28 protein-coding genes are annotated in these 26,068 nt (G+C 41.3%); 25 read left to right on the top strand and 3 right to left on the bottom strand.

Translation table 11 applies throughout. The annotated features are described in order from the left end of the window. Position 1: 1 nt before the first annotated feature. The 25 genes from terL (at position 2) to C5N92_RS10590 (ending at position 23,511) form a co-directional block, all read left to right on the top strand. Entirely contained in the window at positions 2 to 1,627 is a 1,626-nt protein-coding gene (terL, locus tag C5N92_RS10710) for a phage terminase large subunit (RefSeq protein ID WP_111750836.1), read from the top strand. A 68-nt stretch (positions 1,628 to 1,695) separates the two neighbouring features. Continuing rightward, positions 1,696 to 3,351, top strand: coding sequence for a DUF935 domain-containing protein (locus C5N92_RS10705; RefSeq protein ID WP_111750835.1), 1,656 nt, complete (start codon positions 1,696 to 1,698; stop codon positions 3,349 to 3,351). Next, complete coding sequence (locus C5N92_RS10700) at positions 3,338 to 4,606, top strand: phage minor head protein (protein WP_111750834.1); 1,269 nt, start codon at positions 3,338 to 3,340, stop codon at positions 4,604 to 4,606. The genes C5N92_RS10705 and C5N92_RS10700 overlap by 14 nt, the downstream gene beginning before the upstream one ends. Before the next feature lie 151 nt (positions 4,607 to 4,757). After that, positions 4,758 to 5,174, top strand: coding sequence for a phage virion morphogenesis protein (locus tag C5N92_RS10695; RefSeq protein ID WP_111750833.1), 417 nt, complete (start codon positions 4,758 to 4,760; stop codon positions 5,172 to 5,174). Between the two features lie 288 nt (positions 5,175 to 5,462). Then, positions 5,463 to 6,539 (top strand): phage protease, encoded by a 1,077-nt coding sequence (locus tag C5N92_RS10690; RefSeq protein WP_111750832.1) that lies wholly within the window; start codon positions 5,463 to 5,465, stop codon positions 6,537 to 6,539. Then, positions 6,539 to 7,462, top strand: a complete 924-nt coding sequence (locus C5N92_RS10685) for a Mu-like prophage major head subunit gpT family protein (protein ID WP_111750831.1) — start codon at positions 6,539 to 6,541, stop codon at positions 7,460 to 7,462. Before C5N92_RS10690 ends, C5N92_RS10685 begins: the two co-directional genes overlap by 1 nt. A 55-nt stretch (positions 7,463 to 7,517) precedes the next feature. Further along, positions 7,518 to 7,871: a transcriptional regulator gene (locus C5N92_RS10680; protein ID WP_111750830.1), complete on the top strand. Its 354-nt coding sequence runs from the start codon at positions 7,518 to 7,520 to the stop codon at positions 7,869 to 7,871. 2 nt (positions 7,872 to 7,873) lie between these two features. Beyond that, on the top strand, positions 7,874 to 8,350 hold the full coding sequence (locus C5N92_RS10675; RefSeq protein ID WP_111750829.1) for a gp436 family protein: 477 nt from the start codon (positions 7,874 to 7,876) through the stop codon (positions 8,348 to 8,350). Next, a complete protein-coding gene (locus C5N92_RS10670) occupies positions 8,347 to 9,000 on the top strand; it encodes a DUF1834 family protein (protein WP_111750828.1) in 654 nt (217 codons plus the stop codon). The genes C5N92_RS10675 and C5N92_RS10670 overlap by 4 nt, the downstream gene beginning before the upstream one ends. Next, on the top strand, positions 8,984 to 9,172 hold the full coding sequence (locus C5N92_RS10665) for a DUF2635 domain-containing protein (protein WP_111750827.1): 189 nt from the start codon (positions 8,984 to 8,986) through the stop codon (positions 9,170 to 9,172). The genes C5N92_RS10670 and C5N92_RS10665 overlap by 17 nt, the downstream gene beginning before the upstream one ends. Then, complete coding sequence (locus tag C5N92_RS10660; RefSeq protein WP_111750826.1) at positions 9,165 to 10,580, top strand: phage tail sheath subtilisin-like domain-containing protein; 1,416 nt, start codon at positions 9,165 to 9,167, stop codon at positions 10,578 to 10,580. The genes C5N92_RS10665 and C5N92_RS10660 overlap by 8 nt, the downstream gene beginning before the upstream one ends. A gap of 10 nt (positions 10,581 to 10,590) precedes the next feature. Next, positions 10,591 to 10,965 carry a phage tail protein gene (locus C5N92_RS10655; RefSeq protein WP_111750825.1) on the top strand — a complete coding sequence of 125 codons (375 nt, stop codon included), beginning with the start codon at positions 10,591 to 10,593 and terminating at the stop codon, positions 10,963 to 10,965. After that, entirely contained in the window at positions 10,965 to 11,324 is a 360-nt protein-coding gene (locus C5N92_RS10650; RefSeq protein ID WP_111750824.1) for a hypothetical protein, read from the top strand. Before C5N92_RS10655 ends, C5N92_RS10650 begins: the two co-directional genes overlap by 1 nt. Positions 11,325 to 11,353: 29 nt before the next feature. Then, positions 11,354 to 11,548 carry a hypothetical protein gene (locus tag C5N92_RS10645; protein ID WP_111750823.1) on the top strand — a complete coding sequence of 65 codons (195 nt, stop codon included), beginning with the start codon at positions 11,354 to 11,356 and terminating at the stop codon, positions 11,546 to 11,548. Positions 11,549 to 11,594: 46 nt separating this feature from the next. Further along, entirely contained in the window at positions 11,595 to 14,144 is a 2,550-nt protein-coding gene (locus C5N92_RS10640; RefSeq protein ID WP_238138404.1) for a phage tail tape measure protein, read from the top strand. 2 nt (positions 14,145 to 14,146) lie between these two features. Beyond that, positions 14,147 to 15,502: a DNA circularization protein gene (locus C5N92_RS10635; RefSeq protein ID WP_111750822.1), complete on the top strand. Its 1,356-nt coding sequence runs from the start codon at positions 14,147 to 14,149 to the stop codon at positions 15,500 to 15,502. Between the two features lie 6 nt (positions 15,503 to 15,508). Beyond that, the gene (locus tag C5N92_RS10630; protein WP_111750821.1) at positions 15,509 to 16,636 is read left to right on the top strand and encodes a phage baseplate assembly protein; all 1,128 of its coding nucleotides are present in this window, start codon (positions 15,509 to 15,511) and stop codon (positions 16,634 to 16,636) included. Next, entirely contained in the window at positions 16,629 to 17,279 is a 651-nt protein-coding gene (locus tag C5N92_RS10625; RefSeq protein WP_111750820.1) for a phage baseplate assembly protein V, read from the top strand. The genes C5N92_RS10630 and C5N92_RS10625 overlap by 8 nt, the downstream gene beginning before the upstream one ends. A 102-nt stretch (positions 17,280 to 17,381) precedes the next feature. Beyond that, a complete protein-coding gene (locus C5N92_RS10620; RefSeq protein ID WP_111750819.1) occupies positions 17,382 to 17,732 on the top strand; it encodes a phage GP46 family protein in 351 nt (116 codons plus the stop codon). Between the two features lie 11 nt (positions 17,733 to 17,743). Next, a complete protein-coding gene (locus C5N92_RS10615) occupies positions 17,744 to 18,808 on the top strand; it encodes a baseplate J/gp47 family protein (protein ID WP_111750818.1) in 1,065 nt (354 codons plus the stop codon). Then, on the top strand, positions 18,808 to 19,389 hold the full coding sequence (locus C5N92_RS10610) for a YmfQ family protein (protein WP_111750817.1): 582 nt from the start codon (positions 18,808 to 18,810) through the stop codon (positions 19,387 to 19,389). Before C5N92_RS10615 ends, C5N92_RS10610 begins: the two co-directional genes overlap by 1 nt. A 6-nt stretch (positions 19,390 to 19,395) precedes the next feature. Further along, entirely contained in the window at positions 19,396 to 21,468 is a 2,073-nt protein-coding gene (locus C5N92_RS11390) for a gp53-like domain-containing protein (protein WP_238138405.1), read from the top strand. A gap of 142 nt (positions 21,469 to 21,610) precedes the next feature. Beyond that, positions 21,611 to 22,096, top strand: a complete 486-nt coding sequence (locus C5N92_RS10600) for a DUF4376 domain-containing protein (RefSeq protein ID WP_245898320.1) — start codon at positions 21,611 to 21,613, stop codon at positions 22,094 to 22,096. Next, the gene (locus C5N92_RS10595; RefSeq protein ID WP_111750815.1) at positions 22,089 to 22,568 is read left to right on the top strand and encodes an enoyl-CoA hydratase; all 480 of its coding nucleotides are present in this window, start codon (positions 22,089 to 22,091) and stop codon (positions 22,566 to 22,568) included. Before C5N92_RS10600 ends, C5N92_RS10595 begins: the two co-directional genes overlap by 8 nt. A gap of 115 nt (positions 22,569 to 22,683) precedes the next feature. Then, positions 22,684 to 23,511, top strand: coding sequence for a DNA adenine methylase (locus C5N92_RS10590; protein WP_111750814.1), 828 nt, complete (start codon positions 22,684 to 22,686; stop codon positions 23,509 to 23,511). A 39-nt stretch (positions 23,512 to 23,550) separates the two neighbouring features. Here C5N92_RS10590 and C5N92_RS10585 read toward each other — a convergent pair whose 3' ends face one another. The 3 genes from C5N92_RS10585 to C5N92_RS10575 all read right to left on the bottom strand — a co-directional run bounded on the left by C5N92_RS10585 (position 23,551) and on the right by C5N92_RS10575 (position 26,020). Continuing rightward, positions 23,551 to 23,802 carry a DinI-like family protein gene (locus tag C5N92_RS10585; RefSeq protein ID WP_111750813.1) on the bottom strand — a complete coding sequence of 84 codons (252 nt, stop codon included), beginning with the start codon at positions 23,800 to 23,802 and terminating at the stop codon, positions 23,551 to 23,553. Between the two features lie 151 nt (positions 23,803 to 23,953). After that, positions 23,954 to 25,363 (bottom strand): sugar ABC transporter ATP-binding protein, encoded by a 1,410-nt coding sequence (locus C5N92_RS10580; RefSeq protein ID WP_238138407.1) that lies wholly within the window; start codon positions 25,361 to 25,363, stop codon positions 23,954 to 23,956. A 252-nt stretch (positions 25,364 to 25,615) separates the two neighbouring features. Continuing rightward, positions 25,616 to 26,020, bottom strand: coding sequence for a hypothetical protein (locus C5N92_RS10575; protein WP_119863512.1), 405 nt, complete (start codon positions 26,018 to 26,020; stop codon positions 25,616 to 25,618). Positions 26,021 to 26,068: the final 48 nt, after the last annotated feature.

Below are 26,068 nucleotides of genomic sequence, written 5' to 3'. Positions count from 1 at the left end.
CATGAAAATTAAAGAATTTGAAAAAGAGCTAGAAGAGTTACGACGACAGTTACAACAAAACATAGAAGCTAGTTTTGAAGGGTGGGACGATAAACCACAATCTATTTGCGAACGTCGTCAAAAGGTTTTAGATCCTATTTATGGGTTTGAATACTTTGTACAAGCCTATTTTCCACACTATGTACGATCTAAGCATAAATCTCAGCTACACGACTACCTGTTTAAGCAGTTACCTGACTCCGTAGTAGATTTGGATAAATCTGTTCGCCAAGCCATTGCTGCTCCCCGTGGTGAGGCGAAATCCACTATTTGTACTCAATTATTCCCGCTTTGGTGCATGGTCACCGACCAAAAACGATACATTATCATTGCCATGGACACAAAAGAACAGGCTTATGGCATGCTTGAGGCGATTAAGGTTGAGATTGAATCAAATCCACGCTTACGCATTGATTTCCCAGAACTTAGTGCGGGCAAGGTGTGGCGTGCAGGTGCTATTCTGACCAGTAAAAATCAAAAGGTTGAGGCTGTCGGTGCGGGGCAAAAACTCCGTGGTCGTCGTCATGGTGCTTATCGCCCTGATTTGGTTGTTTTAGACGATATTGAGAATGATGAGTCAGTACAAACGCCAGAGCAACGCAATAAATTACACGATTGGATTTTAAAAGCAGTGTTAAAACTTGGAGCTGCAGGCGAAAAGTTTGACGTTATCTATGTTGGTACCATCCTCCATTACGACAGCGTATTAAATAGGGTTTTAAGTACCAAAGGCTGGCGTAAAGCCCGATTTAAAGCCATCTTGCGTTACCCAGATAATATGGTTTTATGGGACGAGTGGGAGAACATCTACCTCTCAGAAGAGGGCGATGATGACACATTATCTGACTTATTTTACCAGCAACATAAAGCGGAAATGGATAAAGGTGCTGTCGTCTCGTGGCTTGCTCGACCGATTTTGGCATTGATGAAAATCCGTGCATCAGACGGTCACTCGGCATTTGACTCGGAATATCAAAACGACCCTGTAAGCGGTGATGATGCGATTTTTGCCAACAGCTTGCAATACTGGACGGAGTTGCCTGATGACTTGATTTATTTTGGGGCGTTAGACCCGTCTATGGGGAAAGCAGGGGCAAGCCGTGACCCGTCGGCGATTTTGGTTGGGGGGTATCACCGTGCAAGCGGTAAGTTATATGTGGTCGAAGCCCAAATTAAAAAGCGTTTGCCTGATTTGATTATCGAAGATGTGATTAGGCTACATACGCAATACCACTGCCATAAATGGTTTGTAGAAACGGTGCAGTTTCAGGAATTTTTACAGACGGAGCTGGTTAAACGCTCGGCACAACGTGGAAAACCTGTGCCAGCTATGGCGGTTAAGCCTAACACCGACAAAATGTTGCGGATTGAGAGCTTACAACCGCATATCGCTAACGGTTTGATTTTAATCCACCGCTCGCACTCTACCCTTGAGAGCCAGCTTAGACATTTTCCAAAAGCGGATCACGATGACGGCCCTGATGCTTTAGAGATGTTGTGGCGTAATGCGGTAACAGCGTCTGCCCCGATTGAGTGGGAGTCGATAGATGATGAAGATTGGGAATATCGGAGTAAGTGGCGACATTGATCCTAGGGCTTACACCCTAGGTTAAGCATAAGTCAGCCCCGTCGGGGCTGTTTTTGAAGGTAGCGAATATGGCAAAGCGTAAGAAAAATAAACCAGTTAAAACAGAGTTAAATCACGTTAAAAATGAGATATTACAAACCAATTTAGCCGAAATTACAGCGACAGGGCGGGTGTTGTCTGATCACCCTAGCAATTTTATTACCCCTGCGAAGATGAAGCAGATTTTTGATGATGCGGAAAATGGGGATATTACTGCCCAGCACGAGTTATTTATGGATATTGAAGAGCGTGACTCGGCAATTTTTGCGAATATTCAAACTCGTAAGCGTGCGGCGTTGGGGGTAGATTGGTTTATTCAAGCTCCACGCAATGCGACACCTGCGGAAGAAAAACTGCGTGATGAAGTTGATGAGTTGTTTTATCAGATCGGCAATCTTGAAGACTTGATTATTGACTGTATGGACGCTGTCGGTCACGGTTTTTCTGCTTTGGAAATTGAATGGGCATTTAATGGCAAGGTGTGGTATCCGAATGCATTTATACACCGTCCGCAGTCGTGGTTTAAATGGGATAAGTTAGACAATTTACTGCTTAAAACCCCACAAAATCAAACTGGCGAACCATTACGCCCTTATGGGTGGGTGGTTCATACGCACAAATCTCGCTCGACACAGTCGGCACGCAATAACTTGTTCCGTACGCTTGCGTGGCTGTATATGTTTAAGCACTACTCTATCCACGACTTTGCAGAGTTTTTAGAGTTATATGGAATGCCGATTCGCATTGGTAAATATGGTGCAGGGGCAACCAAAGACGAGAAGCAAACGCTCAAGCGTGCGTTAGCTGAAATCGGACATAATGCGGCAGGCATTATGCCTGAGTCGATGAGTATTGAGTTGCATAATGCGGCAAATGCTGGGGGAGCATCGGGCAATAATCCGTTTTTGCAAATGGTGGATTGGTGTGAAAAATCTATCGCTCGTTTGATTTTGGGGCAAACCTTAACCAGTGGGGCGGACGGTAAAAGCTCAACGAATGCCCTTGGTAATGTACACAATGAAGTGCGACGAGATTTGTTAGTTTCAGATGTGAAGCAATTGGGGCAGACATTTACTCAGCAAATTATTTTGCCGTATTTGTTGATTAATTTCCCGAATGTCGATCCTACTCGTATTCCGACGTTTGAATTTGACACCAAAGAACCTGCAGATTTGGCGTTGTTTGCCGAGAGTTTACCGAAGTTGGTGGATATTGGGCTACAAATCCCTGCAAATTGGGCAAGGGATAAGTTAGGTATTCCTGAAGCTCAAGAGGGTGAAGCGGTGTTGGGGCGTGCAGCACAGCCGACACAAGCGGTCGGATTGTCGGATAGGGTTGTAAAATCTCCCCTAGCCCCCCTTTTTCAAAGGGGGGAAGATGATTGTCCTTGTGGGTGTGGGGGGCGAGTGCATTCCTTTTCAGCTCAGTTTAAAACAGGGATCAAAGAGCAAGATGCATTAGATGAAATGGTGGATGAAGCCTTAGTAGAACCTGATTTTAATCGACAATTAGATGCTGTGGTGAAGAAAGCAGTTGCGGTGGTGATGGCGTGTAGCTCTTATGATGAAGCTGCGGAAAAATTAGCGGAAGCCTATCCGAATTTAACAAGCGGAGAGCAAGAGCGATATTTAGCAAATGCACTCTTTTTAGCAGATTTATTGGGGGCAGCAAATGCCGAAGGCTAGTTTTCTGCTAGGGCTTGAACCAAAAGCGGCGATTGAGTATTTACACCAAAAGAAGTTATTGGCTTCAAAGGTGTTTAAAAAAGAGTTGTATGACAGTGCGTTGGCTCGTGCGGTGACAATCAGCAAATTGACGGAGTTGGATATTACTCGTGATATTTATGGTTCAATGGAAAAGGCTCGGCGTGAAGGTAAATCATTTAACGCGTGGAAAAAAACGCTTGTGGACGACTTAGAGCGGAAAGGCTGGGTTTATGGTCACGATAAAGCGATTAGTCGTGGTGTTGATGGTAAATTATTGGCTGATCCGAAAACGGGTGAACATTTTGGTACACCCCGTCGTTTAAATACGATTTATCGCACGAATATGCAACAGGCATATTCTGCAGCTCGCTATCAGCGGTATATGGATAATGTGGATAATCGACCATATTGGCAGTATTCCGCTGTGGGTGATAAACGTACTCGCCCTGCACATCAAGCGTTAAATGGGAAAATTTATCGTTATGACGATCCGTTTTGGGCGACATTTTATCCGCCAAATGGTTTTAATTGTCGTTGTACGGTGATTGCGTTAAGTGAGCGTGATTTAAAACGGAAAGGCATTGAACAGGTAGGCTCTAGTGAAGCGTTGTTAGTAAAAGCTAAACGCCCGAAAGATAAATTAGGTAATCAAGAAGAAACCATTGGTTTTAAACTACCTGATGGTACTGTGCGAGTCGCTGATAAAGGTTTTGACTATAATGTGGGGCGTTTGAGTTATAAGCCAAATTTGGATTTGTACCCTGAAAAGTTGGCACATCAGTTTGCGAAAGCGGAGATGGTGGGGGGAGAGTTTAGGCAGGCTTTTAATCGATTAGAAAAGCAAATTAAACCTGTATTGTCTGAGTATAAAGCTCTTAATAGAACGGAACGAGAAGCTTATTTGCAACGCTTAAGAGACGGTCTAGAGCAGAATTTTAAATTTGCAGCTGGAGTATTAACCGCTGAAACAAGAGCAGTATTAGGTACAGAATTAAAAACTGTTTGGCTATCTGACGATTCATTGATAAAACAAATTGCTCATCGTGAAGGTCAATTTGGTGTAGAAGAATATAATTTATTACCTGAAATTTTACATTCACCTGAAGAGATTAAGAGTAAAAAAGGCAAACATTTTGAATTGTATAAGACAATTAATGGTCGGCGTTATATGGCGGTGATTAAGGTTTTAGAAGAATTTAAAGAGATATATATGCAATCCTTTAGAATGGATTAATACGCTATGGGTGGGACTCGGTGTCCCCACGAATGTTTCCCAGCTCCAATAGCCTTCGTTTAGCAGTTTCCAAGATTTCCTGCGACACATAGCGTACTTAGGCGAATATATACCCCTTTGCTTTATAAAGCAACAGAATTGAGATTAAAAAATGATTGAGATCCAAATCAACGGTATTGACGAGATTATCAAAACTTTAAAACTATTAGCTTCCAAAACGGAAAATAATGCGAGTTTAATGCGAAATATCGCTGGCACAATGGAGTCTGCGGTATTAACTAACTTTGATGTTGGTGGTCGTCCTCGTTGGTTGGGTATTAAATATCGTGATGGTTCTCCGCTTGTTGATACTGAAAATTTGATGAGCAGTATTACCAGTGATTATGACAAAGATGTTGCGATTGTCGGCACAAATGAAGCCTATGCGGCTATTCATCAATTTGGCGGAAGGGCTGGTCGTGGGCGTAAGGTGGATATTCCTGCTCGTCCGTTTTTAATGCTTACACCGCAGGACGAGAAAGATATTTTGCAAGATGTTCAGGACTATTGGCAGAAGATTTTACGTTAGTTTTCTGCCTAGCACGGCAAAGCCGTACTAGGTTAAGCATAGGTCAGCCCTGCTGGGGCTGTGAAAACGCTCTAAATCGCCCGTAGTGGCGATTTTATTTTTATTGGTATGATTTATCGTTCAAAAATTTTTAAAACAATTTAAAACGGTTTTAAAACGTTTTAAAATGGGTTTCCTTTCTTACTTTATTCTCTTGCAAGATAATTTCTGAAAAAAACGTTAAACGTTGAAGTCTTGCCACTCTATTCCTTTTAATCAATCTCTTATTCTCTAGTCTCATTATTTTGTATGAGGTGCGTTGTGAAGCGTAAATTCAAACTTAATCCGATAGCTTGCAGTTTTGAACTTGCTAACGCGGTCAATGGGCGTATTCAGCTTTTTCCGTTTGGTTGGTTTCATCCGCAAGATGGACGTGAGGGGGCGTTTTATGTAGGAGATTCTAACGGCTATCAATTAGCAGATGAGATCAATCAGTTAAGCATTGAGCTGATGATTGATTATGAGCATCAAACTCTCTTTATTGCAGAAAACGGTAAAGGCAATCCTGCGGCAGGCTGGATTGTGAGAGCGGAATATATTTCAGGCGAAGGCTTGTTTGCTGATGTGCGTTGGACATCTAAGGCGGTGGCTGAAATTAAAGATGGGATTTATCGCTATATTTCACCGCTGTTCTTGGCTGATGCGTCGGGTACGGTGATTAAGGTGTTAAATGCTGCTTTAACCAACCGCCCTGCATTACACAATTTGGCGGAAGCGGTCGCAATGTCTGCTCAGTTTTCTCACTTTTTAGAACCTAACGAGGATAAAACCAAAATGAAAGAACTTTTGATTAAGTTGTTTGGCTTGTCGGCTCAAGCAACGGACGATGAAATTACAACTAAGCTGACGGCATTGTCGGCAGCGAAAGGCGATAGCTCAGTGGCATTAAGCGATGTGTATGCCGAACTTGCCAAAGAGCAAGGGCAAGTCGTGGCTTTGACTGCGAAGGTAAACAATCCCGATCCTGCAAAATTTGTGGCGTTAAGCGATTTGCAAGCGGTGCAAACTGAGCTTAACCAGATTAAGCAGCAAATGAACGATAAAGAACGTGATGCGTTAATTCAATCTGCATTATCTGATGGACGTTTGTTGCCTGCACAGAAAGCGTGGGCGGAAAAATTAGGTAAAGAAAATCTGGTGGCGTTATCAGATTATTTGGCAACGGTATCGCCTAACCCTGCTCTTGCGGGGACGCAGACTGGGGGTAAAGACCCGAACGAGCAGACGAAGCAAGTTGCGTTGTCGGATGCGGAAATGGCTGGGGCAAAAGCGTTAGGTTTAACTCCTGAAGAGTACATTGAAAAATATAAAAAGGCAGGTGCGTAATGGATAAATTTAAAAAATCAGAGTTGTTAAATGCATTAGATACGGCATTTAAAACAGAATTTAAAGCAGGTTTAAGTCTAATTAAACCGCAGTGGGAAATGCTTGCAATGCGTATTGCATCATCAACTGCGACCAATACTTATGCTTGGTTAGGTGCGTTCCCGAAAATGCGTGAATGGGTGGGTGAGCGTCAAATCCAGAAGATGCAAGCTCAAGGTATGACCATTGAAAACAAGTTATTTGAATCGACGGTTGGCATTAAACGCACAGATATCGAAGACGATCAAGTGGGATTATTTACGCCAGTGGTGCAACAAGCTGGACAAAGTGCTGCGGAGTTACCTGATGATTTGGTGTTTGGGTTGCTTAAAAAAGGTAAATCTACCCTTTGTTATGACGGGCAGAACTTTTTTGACACTGACCACCCTGTTTATCCGAATGTGGACGGTACTGGCGTGGCGAAACAGCAAAGTAATGTCACCACTGGCTCAGCATCAGGCAAACCTGCATTTTATATTTTAGATGATACTAATGCGATTAAGCCGTTGATTTGGCAAGAACGCACTAAGCCTGAAATTGAAGCGAAGTTTGATCCGTCTAAATCCGACAAAGTCTTTATGGAAGATGTGTATTTGTGGGGTGTGCGTGCTCGTGGTAATGCTGGCTTTGGTTTCTGGCAACTGATTCACCGTGTGGAATCGTCTGACTTAACCGCTGATGTGGTGATGGATGTGTTGGCGAAGATGCGTATGTTAAAAGGCGATGGTGACAAGCTCTTGAATATCCGTCCAAGTGTGATCCTTGTTCCGCCGTCACTTGAGTACAAAGCTCGTCAGCTATTTGAAGCCGATGTGATTAATGGTACAAGCAATCCGTTAAAAGGCGTATTAAAAGTAGCCGTGAGCGCTCAAATTGTTGAGTAGTTATTGTGGGGTGGGGAGCTTCCCACCCTTTATAAATCTTAAATCTGAGGTAAGTATGGCTAAAAAAGCAAAAGCAAAAAAAGAAAAGCTAACCGCTGAGTTAGAAAAAGGCGGTGCAGATGAAACCAAAGATACAGCGGGGAACTCGTTACAGTCAGATTCTGCGGATTCAGCTAATGCAACAGATGAAAAAGTGGCAGATGCAAAAGCAGATGGTGCGGTAATTCAGCCAATTGCCTTTGAAATCACCTTAAAGGCGATTCACCCACAAGCAAGCTATGGGCGTTGCGGTTATCGCTTTACCAAAGATAAAGCGGTGGAAATTCCGTTTGATGCCTTAACGGGTGAGCAGATTATTGCACTTTCGCAAGATCCTTATCTTGAGCTTGTGCCAATTTGTGAGAACTAGCGATGTATGCCGACATTAAAAGTGTGGTTTCTGCGCTTGGCGATAAAACATCACTTTATGCTGATGTTGAAGATTTTGTCGTCCGTATTGGTGAACGGGAATCAATAGAGCTGACTGATCGTGATGGGCTTGGCGTTGTTGATGAAGCCTTATTGGTTGTTGCTCTAAAAGATTCATCTAGTCAAATTGACGGTTATTTGAGTGGGCGTTATCGCTTGCCTTTGGGGTCTGTACCACAAAATCTGAGACGCATTTGTTGTGATTTGGCTCGTTATCATCTGACCAGTAAATCATCGGTAACAATGACCGAAGAAGTCGAAAATCGCTATAAATTTTGCTTAAAAGAGCTTGAGAGTATCTCAAAAGGGATTGTGTCACTTGGGCTTGATGAGTCTTCTGTTGAAGATTTATCTAATGGCGACAATAGTGTGCAGTTTTTTAATGGCGGTAATCGTATTTGGGGGCGTGACCAACGATGATTACTAAAATTGAGCAAGCATTGATTGAGCGGTTGCGACTTGGGCTTGGCAAGATGGTGTATTCGGTCGGGAGTTATTCTGGCGAAATTGACGATAGTCAGCTTGATGTACGCCGTTTGCCTGCTTGTTTAGTTTCTTACGCTGGCTCTGATTTTGATTCACGTTCTCTTAACGCTCGTGGAAAACGGTATGTTGCGACAGAGACCTTTGTTGTGTTGGTGATGGCTCGCTCTATGCGTTCCGCCGTTGCGGGGCGTGTGGGTGGCGTAACATCTCAAGAAGTCGGTGTAAATCTGTTGCTTGGTGCGGTGAAGTATTTGCTGATTAATCAAACTTTAGGGGGATTGGTGTCACCTATCCAACCCAAGCGAATCCGCACTATTTGGAATAATGCGGAAGTGAAAAAAGAGAAAATCTCTGCTTTTGCGATTGAGTTTGAAATGAGCTATGCCGAAAACGGCTTTTTAGAAGATGGGCGATTCCCTGTCGGTGTTGATGGTCTTGAGAAGGTTTTTAAACAATACCGTGGCAAATTAGATGAGCCTTTTGGGGATTTTAATGGTGTACAAGGTGTAATTTTTGATCCGACAAATAATGCCAAAACAGCATTTAAAGTCGAAGCGGAGGATAAAGATGAAGTTAAAAGTTAAAGCAGCTAAAGGGGTGCGAGTGCCTGTTGAAGGTTATCCGCATCGTTATATTGAGCAAGAGTCGGTAGAGATTGAGAGCTCTATTTATTATCAACGTCGTATTGCTGATGGTGACCTGATTGTGGTTACGCAAGTTAATACTAAAAAAGAAAAGGTGGTGAATCATGACTAAGGTTGATTTTGAGCAAATTCCTAATAGTTTACGTAAACCTGGGGTTTATACCGAGTATAACAATAAAGATGCAGTAACTACCTTGCCAACGAATGAGCAGGAAGTCTTAATTATTGCTCCAATGACCGCAGAATATAACCAAGCTTTTACCAAACCGATTAAATTATTCAGCGATGTGGAAGCCGAGAAATATTTTGGTGAAGGTTCGTTAGCTCATCTCATGGTAAGACAAGCGATTAAAAATAACCCTACCATTCGTTTAACTGTGATTGGTTTGAAAGACCATTTATCTGGCGTTGCTGCTGTTGGGAATGTCACCTTATCAGGCACAGCAAGTAGTAATGGTGTGATTAGCGTTGTTATTGCAGGACAAGTTTATGACACGTCTGTTGCTAAAGGCGAAGAAGCAAGTGTGGTGAATAATCGTCTTGCCGCTGTTATTAATAGATCTCGTTATAGCCCTGTAATTGCCAGTACAGAAGAAAGTGGCAAATTAAAACTGACGGCGAAAGGTAAAGGCGAAATTGGTAATGAAATTGCCTTGTCTGTTAAAAATAACGCTCAGGGGTTAAATGCTCAGGTTACTGCTATTTCGGGTGGGCAACGAAATGCACAAATTGCCGATGCTCTGGCAAGTGTTGCAGGTACGCATTATAACGTGATTATTTCTGCTTTTTCGGACGATGAAAATGCAACAGCGTTACGTGAGCATTTGGAAACTATGGCAAGCCCTATTGAAGATAAACCAGGTATTGGTGTCATGGGGTGGCGTGGTACGTTCTCAACGGGTACTACTTTTACATCTAATCTTAATTCTGAACGTATCACAGTCGGTTGGTATAAGGGGGCGGTTGAGCCAAATGCCATTATTGCAGCGGGCTATGGCGCGGTGATTGCTGCTGAAGAAGATCCTGCTCGTCCGTTGAATACGTTGGAAGTGAAAGGATTAACGTTGGTCGATGATTCTGAAAAACCGTTATTCTCGGAAGTTAACCAAGCGTTATTCAATGGTTTGAGCCCGCTTGAAGTGGTTGTAAATCGTGTCCAGATTACACGCGCAATTACGACGTATACCAAGTCAGTCACAAACACAGATGATCCTAGCTATTTGGATTTGACAACACCAAGAACCTTAGATTATGTGCGCAAAGCAATTCAAACACGTCAACGCTTGCGTTTTCCACGTGCGAAAAACTCGCCACGGATGCCTGCGAAGGTTCGTTCTGAAGTGCTTGATGTGCTTTATCAGCTCGAAGGGCAAGAGATTATCGAAAATGTAGATGGTTGGAAAGATCGTTTAGTGGTTGTCAAAAATGCGTTAGATCCGACTTATTTAGATTTAGATATTCCTGCGGATGTTGTGAATGGTTTACATGTCATTCGCAATAAAATCACATTAATTTTATAGGGGGTAAATAATGGCTCAAGTTTATGAAGGCTCCTGTGTATTGGAAGTAGATGGTGTTGAAATTGATATTACTAAAATTGATACCAAAACGGTAACAGGGCGAAAAGTTGTTAAAACAATGAATAGTCAGGGGCGAGCTAAAGGTTATATGCAAGGCATTGCAGAATATACGATTAGCGTGACTGCGGTTGAACCTGAAGATGGCACTTTCGTTGATTGGGATAACATTAAAAATGCGAAATTAACGCTCTATCCTCTCAATAAGTCAGATAAACGCACTTCTTACCTAGGTTGTTTCTCTACGGAAGTAGGTAGCTCATATACGGTCGATAATGAGTCTGTACGTGACATTCAGCTTGGTGCATTACGTAAGGTGTATGAATAATGAGAATTGAACTGGGTTTGGGCATTGAATTTAATCATCAGCTTTATAAGCAAGTACACGTACGTTTACTTACTATGGGTGGACAATGCTCTGCCCTTGAGATGATTGATGTATTAGGGATTGATGAAGATAACGCCAGTCACAAAGAGAAAACTTTAGTGGATATGGCTTATCTTTCTCAGCAAATCACTATTGACGGTATTCCCGAGGAAAACGTTGATGCACAATTTTTATTTGAGCATTTAACCACGGATGACTATTGGCAGTTAATTGAAGCGACGTTAATGCTTAAAAAAAAGCGTATCGAAAGTGGGGTGAGCCAAGACAATCTAAGCAACAGTCAGGACGGTTTGGCGTAGCGGATGCCTTTAAACAGTACCGACAAGCGGTGATTTTGTTCGCAAAATTTGCAATCTCTGCAGATCGTGTGTGGCAAATGTCGCTGATTGAGTTATCGGCTTGGATTGAGAGTTATTTGGAGTTTGAAGGGGTAAAACAACCACAAAAATCCAGCCATAGCCCTGATAATAGTGTAAAACAAGAGAGTTTTATTTTTACTCGACGTGGAAAAATTGGGGCGTAAGCCCCTTTTTTATTGGTATTAAATAAGGTTTAAAACGAGTTTAAATATGGCAAAAGAGATGAAGGTTCAGCTTGAACTCAATGCGAAAGATAATGCAAGTCAAGTGATTAGTAAGGTTGGAAAAGCAACCGAGAAGGCGTTTAAAGATGCTGAGCAATCTGCGCAAAGTAGCAGTCAAGCTCAGGTTAATGCGGCTGAAAAAGTCGCAACGGCTACACAATCCTCACAAAAACGAATCGAACAGGCTTACCGCAATGCAAGGAAGACTGCAACTGATGTAGCAAGAGCAAGAGAAACCTTGGGGGTTCGTTCGGAAAATGCGATACAGCAGGAAATTGGTCAAACTCGTGCGGCTTATGAGCAGTTGAAACGGTCTGGTGTGGCATCACAAAATGAGCTACGTCGTGCCTCTGAGCAAACAAAACAACGTATCAAAGAGTTAAATGCGGAGCTTGGAAAATCTAGCTTTGGGGATAAGGCTGCAAGTGTTGGTCGTGGTTTGATGAGCGTTGGGGCTGGTGTTGCTGCTGGGGCAATGGTGGTGAGAGAACCTGCTCGTAATCAAATGGATTTCGACCGTCGTCTAGCTATGGTGTCAAATACAGCGTTTTCGGATCGTGATGTTCAAGGTCGAATTTCGGGCAAAAAAGAGTTGTTCGACGCGGTGCAAAAAGCGGTGACAGTTGGTGGTGGAACAAAAGAAGATGCCCTTGCATCCTTGGACAAATTGCTTGCATCTGGAGCAGTCTCGACAGAAACCGCGATGAATCTCTTACCTACATTGCAAAAAGGCTCTGTCGCAACAGGCGCAACGCCTGAAGATATGGCACAAATTGCGATTTCTGCCATGCAACAGTTTGGCATTGCAGAAGGCGATATTGGTCGAGTATTAGATATGGCTGTTGCCGCAGGGCAAGCGGGAAATTTTGAACTTGCAGATATGGCTCGTTGGTTACCACAACAAATGGCTGCGGCAAAGTCTATCGGTTTGACTGGATTAGACGGTTTTAAGACTTTACTTGTCGCTAACCAACAGGCGCGAGTTACTGCTGGAACAAGTGATGAAGCAGGAAATAACCTTGTTAACCTGTTGGGTAAAATTACTGCTACCGAAACAACCAAACGGATAGAAGGGCTTGAATATAAAGGCAAAGATGGTAAGACCCGTAAAATTGACTATATGAAGTCCATGGAGCATTACAAGGGTAAGGGACAAAACTCGCTTGAAGCGTTCATGTCGGTAATTGAAGATACGGTGGGCAACAATGACAAGTACAAAGGGTTGCAAGAGCGTATCAAAAATGCTAAAGGCGAAGAGCAACAAAAGCTATTAAATCAGATGACAGATTTAATTGAAGCATCTGCTATTGGGCAAGTTATTTCCGATAGACAAGCCGTGATGGCTCTTGTTGCTATGCGCAATAATATTGCGCTTGGAGACAAGGTAGAAAAAAGTATTGACGAAAGTGAAGGTGCAACAGAAACATCCCATGCTGTCGTACGAGATACGGCGGCTCATAAAGTTGAATCACTAAAAAATACTACTGAGTTTGCTCAAATGCAGAATTTTGAGAAAGTCAATGATGTGTTAGGGGCATTAAGCGAACAGCTTGTTAAATATGGAAACGAATATCCAAATTTAACCCAATTTTTAGTCGGTGCAAAAGATGCTGTTTTTGCTTTTGGAGCTGCATTGGCTGCTTCAAGCGTGCTTGATTTGTTGGCAGGTAAAAATCCAAAAGGGCTTGGGAATTTCGCTAAGAATATCTTTAAAACAACAACCACTGCAACGACAAGTGCTGCTGGTGTATCCACAGGGGGAAGTGTTGCTGCTAGAGCATTGAGTTTTGGTTCTTTAGCGAGTGTCGGTTTAGGTTTATACGGTGCAGCAGAAGGTTTTGTGCCTTATATGGCAAGGCAGGAAGCTGAGAAAGAAAAGCGAGCGGATGCAGAGAAAAAATTTAGAGAGCAGCAACATAGTTATAAGCCTTCGGTATTTACCTACGGCAATACAGCAATGGGTGGGATTAAGCCACAGCATAATTATCATGGTGCTTATGTGATTGCAGATCGTTTGAATGACAACAAGATTGCACAGGAAAGAGAAAAGCAAGGGACATTAAGCCCTTCCCAAGCTCAGCAGCGTATAAGCAGGAATGAAACGCTTATTCAAGAAGCTTCAAGACCTGATATTGCTTCTAAGCGTGTACCTCAAATTAAGCAACCGTTACTACCTAATGTCTTACCACCTAAGTATGCATCTGAATTCAGACAACCTTTGCCACCTAGTACAGAGACATCTAAGCAGCATAGTTTTGCAAGCCAAGCAATGAAGTCGGTTATGGATATGGGGATGAATTTGCAAGGTGTTATTTCAGGTGAATTAAAACCTAAGGTGAATGCGGTAGAAAATGTGCTTGCGACTTATCAAGCAGATTTTGCGGCGTTTGGGCAATCCATTTCTAGTGCATTAGAGATGGGGCTTGCATCTCAATCTCATACGATTGCGAATCATATAGTCGTCGAAGTTGATGGCAGGATGTTAACCGAGCAGGTTTCTGAGAGATTATTTAGTTTTAATAAAAGAATGGGGTGATCATGAATAATTGGGCTATACCTGTACAGCAAGCTATGTACAAAGGCGTTCTCTTTGATGTGATTAGTGTGGATGATGTCTTTGATCGTGCCATTGTCCAACATGACTATCCTTTTGTGAATGGTGCAGATTTAGAAGATATGGGTATTAATGCCCAGTCGGTTAAGTTACAAGCGATTTGTTTTGGTCGAAATTATTACGCGGATTATCAGAAATTACTGGCGGTCATTCAGCAAAAAGGGGCTGATGTATTAGTTCATCCTATTCGCGGGCGTATGCCGAATATGTTGTTAGTTTCGGCAAATTTGCGCCATGATGCAGAAAATGTGAATTACGTTACCTTAGATTTAACATTTTCAGAATCAACGCCTATGCAGCCTATTTTTGTGTTTGAGCATAGTTTATTGTCAAAACTGGACCAATTTTTTATTTTGCTGGACTCATTTATTGCCAATATGCTGGATTGGTGGGGGCAAATTATGGATGTTATTGCGGCATCTCGTCATAAAAAATCACGTATTTTGGCTCAATGGGGCGCTGTCTTTGGTTGTTTTGAGCAATTAGGCGCGATTTTTGAATTTGATCCGCAAAACCATTACTTACCACTTGGTGTTACGCTGGATGATTTTAAATCTCAAAATTTATCTGCATTAAATTTATTTAAGTCTTTAATTGATGATTATGTGACAAAAAAAAGATTTCACTCCGTACTGGGTATTAAAGCCGAATTCAGTGAAATTAAACGTGAGCTCCAACAGGTCTTAAGCATTCCGAAAATGCTGACTACGGGTCAAGCTCAGCGGATTAAATCTGCGTCTCAGTTTTTTGCGGTTAAAGAGAGACAAGGCTCTGCTATTGCGACTCGTTTATCTACAAGAGATGTACAAAGTCTTAAGTGTGTCTTACATCTGCTTGCGTGCGCTACTATTACTAAAGTCGCGGTGGATATTATTGAATCGTTCTCGCACGATTTAACGCCAAATGAAATTGAATTTATCACACAACAGTCTCGTTTAATGATTGTTGAGAGTTTAAATGAGATTCGAGCCTTGGAAAACGCTGAACAGTTAGAAGCGTTAGTGAGTGCTCCAAATAACGGGCTTTATACTGCAACCTATCAATTAGGCGAAAGTCTACGAAATATGGCAGGAGAACTCATGCAGATTGCAATTACTGCAATCAATCAAAAACCACCATTAATTATTAAAGAAGTTGGCTTTAACGGAACGCTTCAGCAAATTGCGCATGATTTCTATGGCGATCATACTCGCTATGATGAGTTGCTGCGGTTAAATCCACAAATCCGTAATAGCAATTTTATTGCTTCGGGCACTTTACTAAACTGTTATTCGAGATAAGCAGCTATGATTGAAAATGAGATTATCGTTGAAATTGATGGGAAACAGCATAAAAACTGGAAAAGCTACGATATTGATAGCGATTTTTTAATTCCTGCGGATAGCTTTTCATTTGATTTAGGTAAATCAAGTGAAATGCAAGTCTTACCTAACTTTTCGGGAAAAAAAGCCTTGGTGAAAATCAATGGACAAGTTGTCTTAACAGGCATTGTGGATACAACTCAGCATAGAATCAGTAAGGGTGGGCGTTCTTATACTTTAAACGGGCGAGATTTAGCATCTGTATTATTAGATTGCTCTGCGCCTATTACAAATGTTAAGGGGCTTTCGGTATTAGATGCTGTTAAGAAAATCGCCACACCTTTAGGCATAAAAGAGATCACACTCAAAGCCGAAAATAATCCTAAACTAGATAAAGTTGATATTGATGTGGGGGAAACAGCTTGGGATGCCATTATTCGTTGCGCAAACTCTGCTGGGTTGCATTGTTGGTTTGAACCTAATGGCACATTAATTGTAGGTGGTGCAGATTATTCTAGCCCACCTGTGGCGACATTATGCGTGCAAGTTAGTGATGATAGTCGAAATAATTTTACTGAAGCATCTTTGTCTTTTGATGTATCACAAAGTTATTCTGAAGTCACTTTCTTAGCTCAAAAACATGGAAGAGATATTGATGATGCTAAACATGATTTTAAGTGGGTTTATAAAAATCCTGAGTTAAATCTTTATAAGCCAAAAACGGTAGTGTTAAGTGATGTTGATGATTTGGCGTCCTTGAAAAAGCAAGCGAAGAAGCAGATCTCCGATTGGCAGTTGGAGTCCTTTGATTTGTCAATTACTGTGCCCGACCATAAAACGCGAGATGGTATCTTATGGCAACCAGGGCAACGTATACATGTGATTTGCGAAGAGTATGATATTGATGCCATTTTCTTTTTAATGGGGCGTCGATTTATGTTAAGTCGCCATGGTGGTACGCAAACAGAATTACGACTTAAACAAGATGGTATCTGGACACCTGATGCTTATAAAGCAAAAGCAGAAAAAGCACGTAAGCGAAAAGGTAAAAAAAGTAAAGGGCGTAAACAGGAAGCTGAAATTGTAGGTTCTTGGGAGTTAGATGATGCGTAAATTAGCTAAACAAACTAAACAGGTTATTGAGAATGCTCAACAAAGTGCTCGTTCAGCATTTAGGGGGGTATTAAATCTGGTGAAAAGTACACCAAACATTCAGCTTGTTCAGGTTTCTGGGTTGGCTGATGAAACCCTACAAGATGCGGAATTAATACAGCAATTTGGCTACACTTCTGTCCCACCTAGTGGCACTCAAGCGGTTATTTTGCCTTTAGGGGGTAAAACAAGCCATGCTATTGTTATTGCGACAGAGAATGGGACTTTTAGAGTTAAAGGGCTGAACGATGGTGAAGTCGCAATTTATGATTCAAGTGGCTCAACCATTATTTTAAAAAATGGTCGTTTAGTTGAAATTGACTGTGATACCCTTAAAATAAACTGTCAAACCTATGAAGTTTCGGCAAGTCATGGAGCAAGTTTTAAGACGCCAAAACTTGAAACCGATCAAGTCTTTACTGCTCAAGGGAAAATCAATGGTAATGGCGGTATGGCTGTTCAAGGCGGTGATGGTGCAAGTTTTAGTGGCTCTGTTATTCAATCTGGTGGGAGTTTTTCGACTGATGGTGATGTGAAAGCAGGTACTGTATCACTGAAAAATCATACACATCAAAATGATGGACGCGGGATGCCGAATGTTTAATAAATAGCGGTGAGATATGACAAAAAATTGTCTTATTGAACCGCTCGCAACGTTGAAGTCTTGCCACTCTATTCCTTTCTCTTTTCTCTCTATTATTGGATTATGGATAGAGAGATCAGCCCGCTCACTCGGGACTACACAAGTGAACACATTCACACCTTGCAAAATGCGGTGTATATCAGACTTACAACTCCTTTAGGCTCGTGGTGGGCAGACGGGCGTGTAGGCTCTCTACTCCATCTTATTACACGTGAGAAAGATTTAAGCCGTGTAGGTTTTTTGGCTCAGCAGTATGCAGAAGAAGCGTTACAACCCCTAGTTGACGATGGACGAGCTGAATCCATTCGCGTTGAGTATACACAACCTAAAAATGGCTCTCTTATTTTACATATTCATGTTACAGATGCTCGGGGAGAGACATTCTCGTTTGAACATGCGGTAAAAGTGATTTAAAAGGGGTTTAAATGTTTTTAACACCATCATTAAATGAGATCAGGCAAGCTATTTTAAGGGATGTTGTGTCATTTCAACCTGATGCGGACATTTCTGTCGATTCTGATAACTATGCCCGAGCCAGTAGTTTAGCTGCTGCTGCCGAAGGGTTATATGCACATCAAAAATGGATTATTAAGCAATTTTTCCCAGATACTGCAGATACAGAATTTTTAGAGAAGCACGCGGCGTTACGAGGTATTCGACGTCGCCAAGCAACTTACGCAAGTGGTTTGGGATTGCAGATTTTTGGACAAGTCGGTTCTGTGATTAAAAGCGGAGCTCAAGTTGTTACTGATGATGGTCGCTTCTACGAGATAATCAATGAAGGTCGTATTTCAAGCAATGATAGCCTTGTTTTACGAGTAAAAGCGCTATCGACAGGGGCAAAATATAATATTATTCAGCCACAAAATGCCAACTTTATGTCTGCACCTGTGGGTGTTAAAACGAGTTGTGTTTTAAGGGATATTGTTGGTGGAACTGATGCGGAGACGGATGCTTCTCTATTGGAGAGACTACTAAATCGTATTCGACGACCGCCAGCAGGTGGGAATAGGTATGATTATAAAGAATGGGCATTAGATGTTGATGGCGTTGAAGCCGCATTTGTTTATCCCTTGCGTCGTGGATTAGGAACAGTTGATATTGCAGTAACAAGTAATGGTGATTTGCCTAGTGATGAGACGGTAGCTAGAGCTCAAGCATATATTGATGATGTGAGACCTGTCACAGCAAGAGAAGCTAAGGTAGTGAAACCAACTGCTCGACGAGTTGATTTTGAAATAAAAGTAAAGCTTAGGGGTGCAAGTTTAAGTTCAATCACCACAGAAATTAAAGCTGCATTGACACATTACTTTAATCAGATTTCACCAGCAGATCCTTTAATTATTTCTCAATGTGAAGCTATTGTCAGTGACCTTATTGGTGTTGTTGATAGAAATATTTTATCCCCAAGTACTAATCTGCAAGCTGATATTGTTCGTAATATTGAGTGGTTTCGTTTAGGGAATGTGAATGTCACGGAAATGCCATAATGAATAAATCTTATTCTGATGTTTTAAAGAATTTATATCCACCTATTTCGTATGACCGCAATGGTGAACGTTTTGTAGCGCAATGTGAAGTAGATGGGAATGTCTTTGAAGTATTACAACGCAGTGCAGAGCAAGTGTTAAATGTGATTGAACCTGAAAAATCAGGAAGTATGCTTGCAGATTGGGAGAGAATCTGTGGCATAACCACTGACTTGAGCAAAAGTTACAGCGATAGAGTTAGAAAAGTGATTATACAGCTCAATGCAATAGGCGGACTTTCTATTCCTTATTTTAAACAAATTGCTGAATCTATTGGCTATCGCATTGAAATTAAAGAATTTTCCCATCTTCAAAATGACCTTCCGAATGCGGGTGATATTCCTATTCAAAATTCCCCTAGAGAACATTTGGGGTATATGTGGCGTGTAACTGTCACAAATGCCGATGACAATATCACTCGTTTTCGCGCTGGGCAATCATGTGCTGGAGAGCGGTTAACGGACTTCGGTGATCGTATTCTTGAAGAATTTTTTAAAGATTTAAAACCAGCCCACACTTATTGTTATTTTGCTTATAAGTAGAAAGATATGAGACAAAAACTACCAAATATTGCGTCCAATAGCGGACGATTCCAAGACGGTAATCCTGCAACAGGTACTTTAGGAACTGTTGTCACCGCTGTATGGTTAAATGATGTGCAAGATATATTGCAATCAACATTTGAAGAGCATAAACAGATACTTGCATTGGCAAATATGCAACCTAATCCATCTGCAACAAATCAATTGTCTGAAGCGATAAAGGCTTACTTCCAATCTCGGTTGACCGCAGATACTGGCATTGGTTCGGCTAATTTAGCATTTAGTGCGGCTGGTGCTAAGGTTCTTGCTCAGCAGGTTGCTCAAAATAAGTTAGATATCACAAATGGTCTAAACAAAAAAGTTGATAAAACCAGTATTAGCGATGCCGTTGATTCTACTTCGCAGACGACCGTAGCATCTTCAAAAGCAGCAAAAACAGCCTACGACAAAGGCGTTGAAGCAAAGAGTGCAGCAGATGCGGCTCAACGGACGGCTAATCAAGCGAATGATAACGCAAATAGTCGTGTATCGAAGTCAGGCGATACGATGACGGGTAATCTCTTAATTAAAAGTGGTGGTTATTCTAGCGTTCGAACATACAACAACACGGGTGAAAGTGTACGCTGGGAGACCGCTCCAACGTCAGAAAACCACATGGCAGCTATTGTTTTAGCTGATACTGGTGAGAGAGTTGTACGTCGTGTTTTAGTACCTAGAAAAGACGGAACTCTATTATTAGATAACGACAGCATCGTTGTGGATAATGTTGGTAAAAATGCTGACCAGATTGATAGCCTGTTGACAACAGGAAACAGTGTCGCCTCTTATCATAATAAAACAGGGGAACAGCTACCTGCTGGTGCATATTCTTATGGTACAGTTTTATCGCTTAAATCGCATCATGCTCATGCTCAATTAATCTTTACGCACGCTAATCAGATGTATTTGCGTAACTATTATAGTGGTAATTCCATTAAACCTTGGATTCGGATTGACGGAGCAGATTGGCAAGATATTAGAAACAACCCTTTAACCTTAGCAGGTTCTATTTTAACGTTCAATGGTCAATATTTAGGCGTGTCCGTTTCTAACAATGGTTATGGGGGTATTAACATTAAACGTCAAGGTAGTGCGGGTAACTGGGACAGCCGCCTTGAAGCTTTACCTGATAAAAGATGGAAGTTTTGGACGCAAGGTGCATTTGATGTGTATATCCCTGCAAAAGCGGGCACAGTGGTACTTGATACAGATGGTGCAGTTGATGCAACGGCAAATACGTACGTTAAACGTGATGCTGCAGGTGATGTTCTTGGACGATTATTTCGAGCAACTTATCAAGACGAAACACGTATTCAAGGGGCAATTGCCTTTAGGGTGAATAACTCAAATGACAATTATACTCGATATTGTAACAATCCAGCTGCTATTAGAACTTGGTTGGGATTGAAAGAAGGCGTTGAAAATTTCTGCCAGAAATTATTAGCTACATCTAATCTAAATGATGTCATGATTCCAGGGATTTATGGGCAAAACGCTGATATTAATGCGACATCTGCAAGGAATTATCCAGAAGCACAATCTGGTTCTCTAATTGTGTCTCTGTCTGCCTATGGGGTACAACAAGAATATACAACTTACGGAAGTAAAAATAAGTATGTGCGGGGACGTTTGAATAGTGCGTGGACTGCTTGGAAACGCATTGACGGGGCAGATTGGAGTGAAGTGAGAAATAAGCCAGCAACCTTTACACCATCAACGCACAGTCATCCATGGAGTCAGGTGACAGGGGTTCCTGCAACAGCGACTAGATGGCCGAATGCTGGTGAGCAAGGTTATACACAGTCGTTGTCTGATAACGGTTGGACTAAATTGCCGAATGGACTGATTCTACAATGGGGATGGTCGGACTCGCAAACTGTTAAGTTTCCAATAGCATTTCCATCTAAGATTTTTATGCTTTCTCATTCTAAAACAGGGGCAGGTAGAGACACAAGAGTCGCAAATGTCTCCAGTACAGGATTCTCGTCTTTTGCAACAGGTGATGTTGGTCGCACATATTATGTAGCTATAGGAATTTAAAATGTATTTTTACGATATTGACAATCAAGTATTTTTAGTTGAAGGGGTGCACAATCACATCCCTGAAAATGCTATCCCAGTTAAAGAATCAGAATTTAACTTTTTTATTGATGGTCGAAACAAAGGAAAAGAGATTATTGTAATGAATGGAACTCTTACTTTGACATCTCGACGACCAACATCAGCTCATGAATGGAATGGACAAGAATGGATACTTTCACCAGAAAAACATCTTGTCTTATTAGGGTCACAACGCCAACGAGTTCGTGAAGCCATCAACGCCCTGCGAGATAAGAAAATCAACGGCGGTGTTTATGTGCCAGCGATTGATAAGTGGATTGACACAGACGCCACCGCAGAACGCAATATCTTGTCAGTCAAAGCGACTTTTGACCTGTTTGGCGACCAGGAAATCCCTTGGACTTTTGCGGATAATTCCGTTGCGATGATCAATAAAGAAAAATTGTTGGTTATTTGGCAGGTGTTGATGGAAGCCAAGACTGGCAATCACGCTAATGCCTTGAAGCATAAGGCGATGGTGGAGCAAGTAGAAAACCCGTTGGAGTATGATTATTCGGGTGGGTGGACGCAGACTTATGAGGATTTTGCAGGAGCTGCGAATGAATAAAATCTACCTTGCTTTATATAAAGGCAACGCAAAAAACTGGCGTGAACGGCTTGAAGATTGGTTGATTAGAAAAGTAACCAAAGGGCAATACTCGCATTGCGAGATTGCAGTAAGTAAAGCTCGTGTTGTAGGACATTACAGCTATCACGAGTGGTTTGAGTGTTATAGCTCAAGCCCCCGTGATGGTGGTGTGCGTTGCAAAATTATCAATGTATCTGACCGCTCTAAGTGGGATTTGGTTGAGTTACAAAATGTGACAGAAACACAAGTGAAAGCCTATTTTGAGCAGACCAAAGGCAAGAAATATGACCTTTGGGGAGCATTGGGTGTAGTGCTTGGATTTAAGCAACGTGGAGAGCGGTTCTTTTGTTCCGAATGGTGCTTTAATGCGATGTTTAATAGTAAGCAAGGCTGGCGGTTTAGTCCGAATCAGTTGGCTGTGATTTTAAATAAAAAGGAGATGTTGCGATAATGGAAAAAGAGCAAAATACTGGTAAGCAAGCAAGCAAGCAAGCAAGCAAGCAAGCAAGCAAGCAAGCAAGCAAGCAAGCAAGCAAGCAAGCAAAGTGAGTGTAAAGGAGTGTGCTATGTTTAAGCAAGCTCCACTCCCATTTATTGGGCAAAAAAGAATGTTTTTGAAACATTTTAGTCAGATCTTAAATGATAATATCGACGGTGACGGCGAAGGGTGGACGATTGTAGATGTGTTTGGTGGTAGCGGTTTATTATCTCATACCGCCAAACAACTCAAGCCACAGGCAAGGGTGATTTACAATGATTTTGACAACTATGCTGAGCGTTTACGACATATCCCTGACATTAATCAACTACGCCAACAATTAGCGGTTGCTCTTGCTGATTATCCCAAAGGTAAACGATTGGATAAGGCGAAAAAATTGCAACTAATTGGGATTATTGAGGCGTTTAAGGGATATAAAGACCTTCATGTTTTATGCTCATGGTTATTATTTAGCGGAGAACAAGTAAAAAACATTGAAGATTTGTATAAACATAATTTCTGGCATTGTTTACGTCAGAGTAACTATCCAAGTGCGGAGGGTTATCTTGATGGCGTGGAAATTGTTTGTGAGTCGTTCCATCAATTAGTGCCACGCTTCTCAGGGAAAGAAAAAGTGTTACTTGTCCTTGACCCGCCATATCTTTGTACAAGACAAGAGAGTTATAGGCAAGAGAAGTATTTTGATTTAATTGATTTTCTACGCCTAATCAATATTACCAAACCACCTTATATCTTCTTCAGCTCAAAGGAATCGGAGTTTATTCGATTTATTGAATATATGCAGGAAGATAAAGTGGATAATTGGCAGGCTTTTGATGGGGTGGAACGGATTGTGGTGAGTGCTTCTGTAAGTTGTGACAAAAAATACGAAGATAATATGGTGTATAAATTCTAAGAAAAACGCCCTTTAAAATTAGTTTAAAGGGCGTTTAAATCAGTCATCAAGCAAAAAAGGGTCTTCCCATAATTCTTCCAAGAATGACATAAATTTTTCTTTTTCATTACCCTTAAAGCCCGATACATCAATCCCAGAAGAGCTTGAAAACCTAACTTTAACTTCAATATCACTGAATTTTGCTGCTATTCTTTCAGGGATTCGACGAGCTAATTTCTGCATAGTTTTCTCTTGCTCAGCAAGTTTTTTGCTATCTCTTTCTTTGACAAAGCGTATATCAACAACTTTCATATAGACTCCTTATTTTACTGTTCATAAACCCAGTATAATAAATCTATTGCAGAAATGTCAATATATACAGTATTACAAAATTATTTGCATAGTTTTTAATTGCTAGGTTGTGCAAATAATTCTGTTAAACTATGCAAAAAAAATTACGCCTTTACATAATACCAAGAATTTCAGGGAGTTCTGATGAAATCACAATTACACCTACACCATTTGCGGCAAGTTCATCAATTAGCTGATAAATCGCATATTTTGCCCCCACATCAATACCACGAGTTGGCTCATCGAAAATCATCACGTTTGCATCACGGAACAACCATTTACCAATAACCACTTTCTGTTGGTTACCACCGCTTAAGTTATTGACTAACTGCTCTGGGGTTGGCGTTTTAATTTCCATTTTCTTAATGAAAGTGTCGCTGGCTTTAACTTCTTCATTGTGAGAAATAATGCCAAGCTGATCGCAGACTTTATCCATTGATGCCATCGTGATGTTTTCACGAATACTCATTCGCACCGCAACACCGTTAAGCTTGCGGTCTTCAGACAGATAGGCAATCCCTGCTTTGATTGAGTCGCTTGGGTCACGAATGACCACTTTCTTATTGCGAACATAAATCTCACCGCCGTCAAGTGGGTCAGCCCCGAAAATCGCACGGGCAAGTTCGGTACGTTTCGCTCCCACTAAGCCAGTAATGCCTAACACTTCGCCTTTTAACAGGTCAAAGTTCAACGGCTCAAACACCCCTTTACGTTCAGCATTCATGACTGAAAGCAGTAGCTCATCGCTGATTTGAGCAGTTTTCGGTGGGAAGTGGTTATCAAGGGTACGACCAACCATTTTGGTAATGATTTCGTCCATCGTAATTTCATCAAAACGGTGGCTAGACACATAGGTACCATCACGGAAAATGGTAATGCGGTCGCAGATCTGTTTGAGTTCGTCCATACGGTGAGAGATGTAAACGATACATACCCCTTTTTCTTTTAAACGGCGAACAAGTTCAAACAGTTTTTCGATCTCTTTTTCGGTCAGAGCAGAAGTGGGTTCGTCCATAATCAACACTTCCACATCAAAAGAAAGAGCTTTGGCGATTTCCACCATTTGCTGACGAGCAACGGAAAGGTCTTTAACTAGGTCGGTCGGTTTTACATCAATATCAAACATATTGAGCAAGTCCGCCGCATCTTTGTTCATTTTGGCTTTATCGACAATGCCAAATTTATGAGGCTCACGGGCAAAGAAGATATTTTCTGCCACGGTTAAATGAGGTATGAGGTTCAACTCTTGGAAAATCATACTAATGCCTTCTTTCTGCGCTTCTAACACAGAACTGTACTTAACGGCTTTTCCTTTATAGATGATCTCCCCTTCATCTGCTTGATGAACCCCGATCAAGCATTTCATTAAGGTTGATTTGCCAGCTCCGTTCTCTCCCATTAAAGCATGAGCTTCTCCTTTATGTAGCTCAAGTTGAACATTTTTCAACGCTTGAACCCCCACAAAGGATTTACTGATGTTCTTCATTGAGAGTAACGGCGTATTGCTATTGACTGCGGTCATCTCTGCCTCCATTAGGATATAAAAATGGTTTACCTAAGTAACGGAAATCATATTTGTACAAAGCTGACTGTTTTCAAAGTGGATTTACATTGAACTTTTAATTTTGTGAGAGTTGTCACAAAAAAAACAGTAAATGATGAAATTTAGAACAATTTGATTTGCCCGATTTTGTGGATTTTTTAAGAAAATCGGGCAGAACAGCAAATATCGCATATAGGATGTAACCCTTTTTAAGAGATTCTATTTCTAATATTACTCATCTGCCCAGCAGGAATCATAGTACTCATTAGGGTTTGGAATTTTCCCATTATTCTGCTGTTTATAAAATTCCAAAGTAATCCAGTGACATTGAAAGCGGTCATCTAGTGATTTATTATTACCATCTTCCCAATGATCACAGAATTTTTTTAGTGATTCTTCATCAAAATCTATACTAATTGATCCATCATAGAATCCAGATAAGATCCCACTGTCCATATAAAAAAGAGCAATAGGTCTTACTTCCACGTTCGGTAAATGATCTTTAAACCATGTTAAAAGCATTTCCCTTTCTGGTAGTTGCTCATAATCATTTTCAATATTTGTATTGTGAAAACGAATAAAATATAGATCACGTTTTTTATGATAAAAATAATCGCTGATATTCCAGATAATCATTGGTATAACACTTCTCCACTTCATAAAAAATTTATTCTACAATGGTAA

This window comes from Glaesserella australis (assembly GCF_003260095.1).
Lineage (GTDB): Bacteria > Pseudomonadota > Gammaproteobacteria > Enterobacterales > Pasteurellaceae > Glaesserella > Glaesserella australis.
Note: the sequence above shows the minus strand (reverse complement) of the source record. Positions and strands in the feature narration are given on the sequence as shown.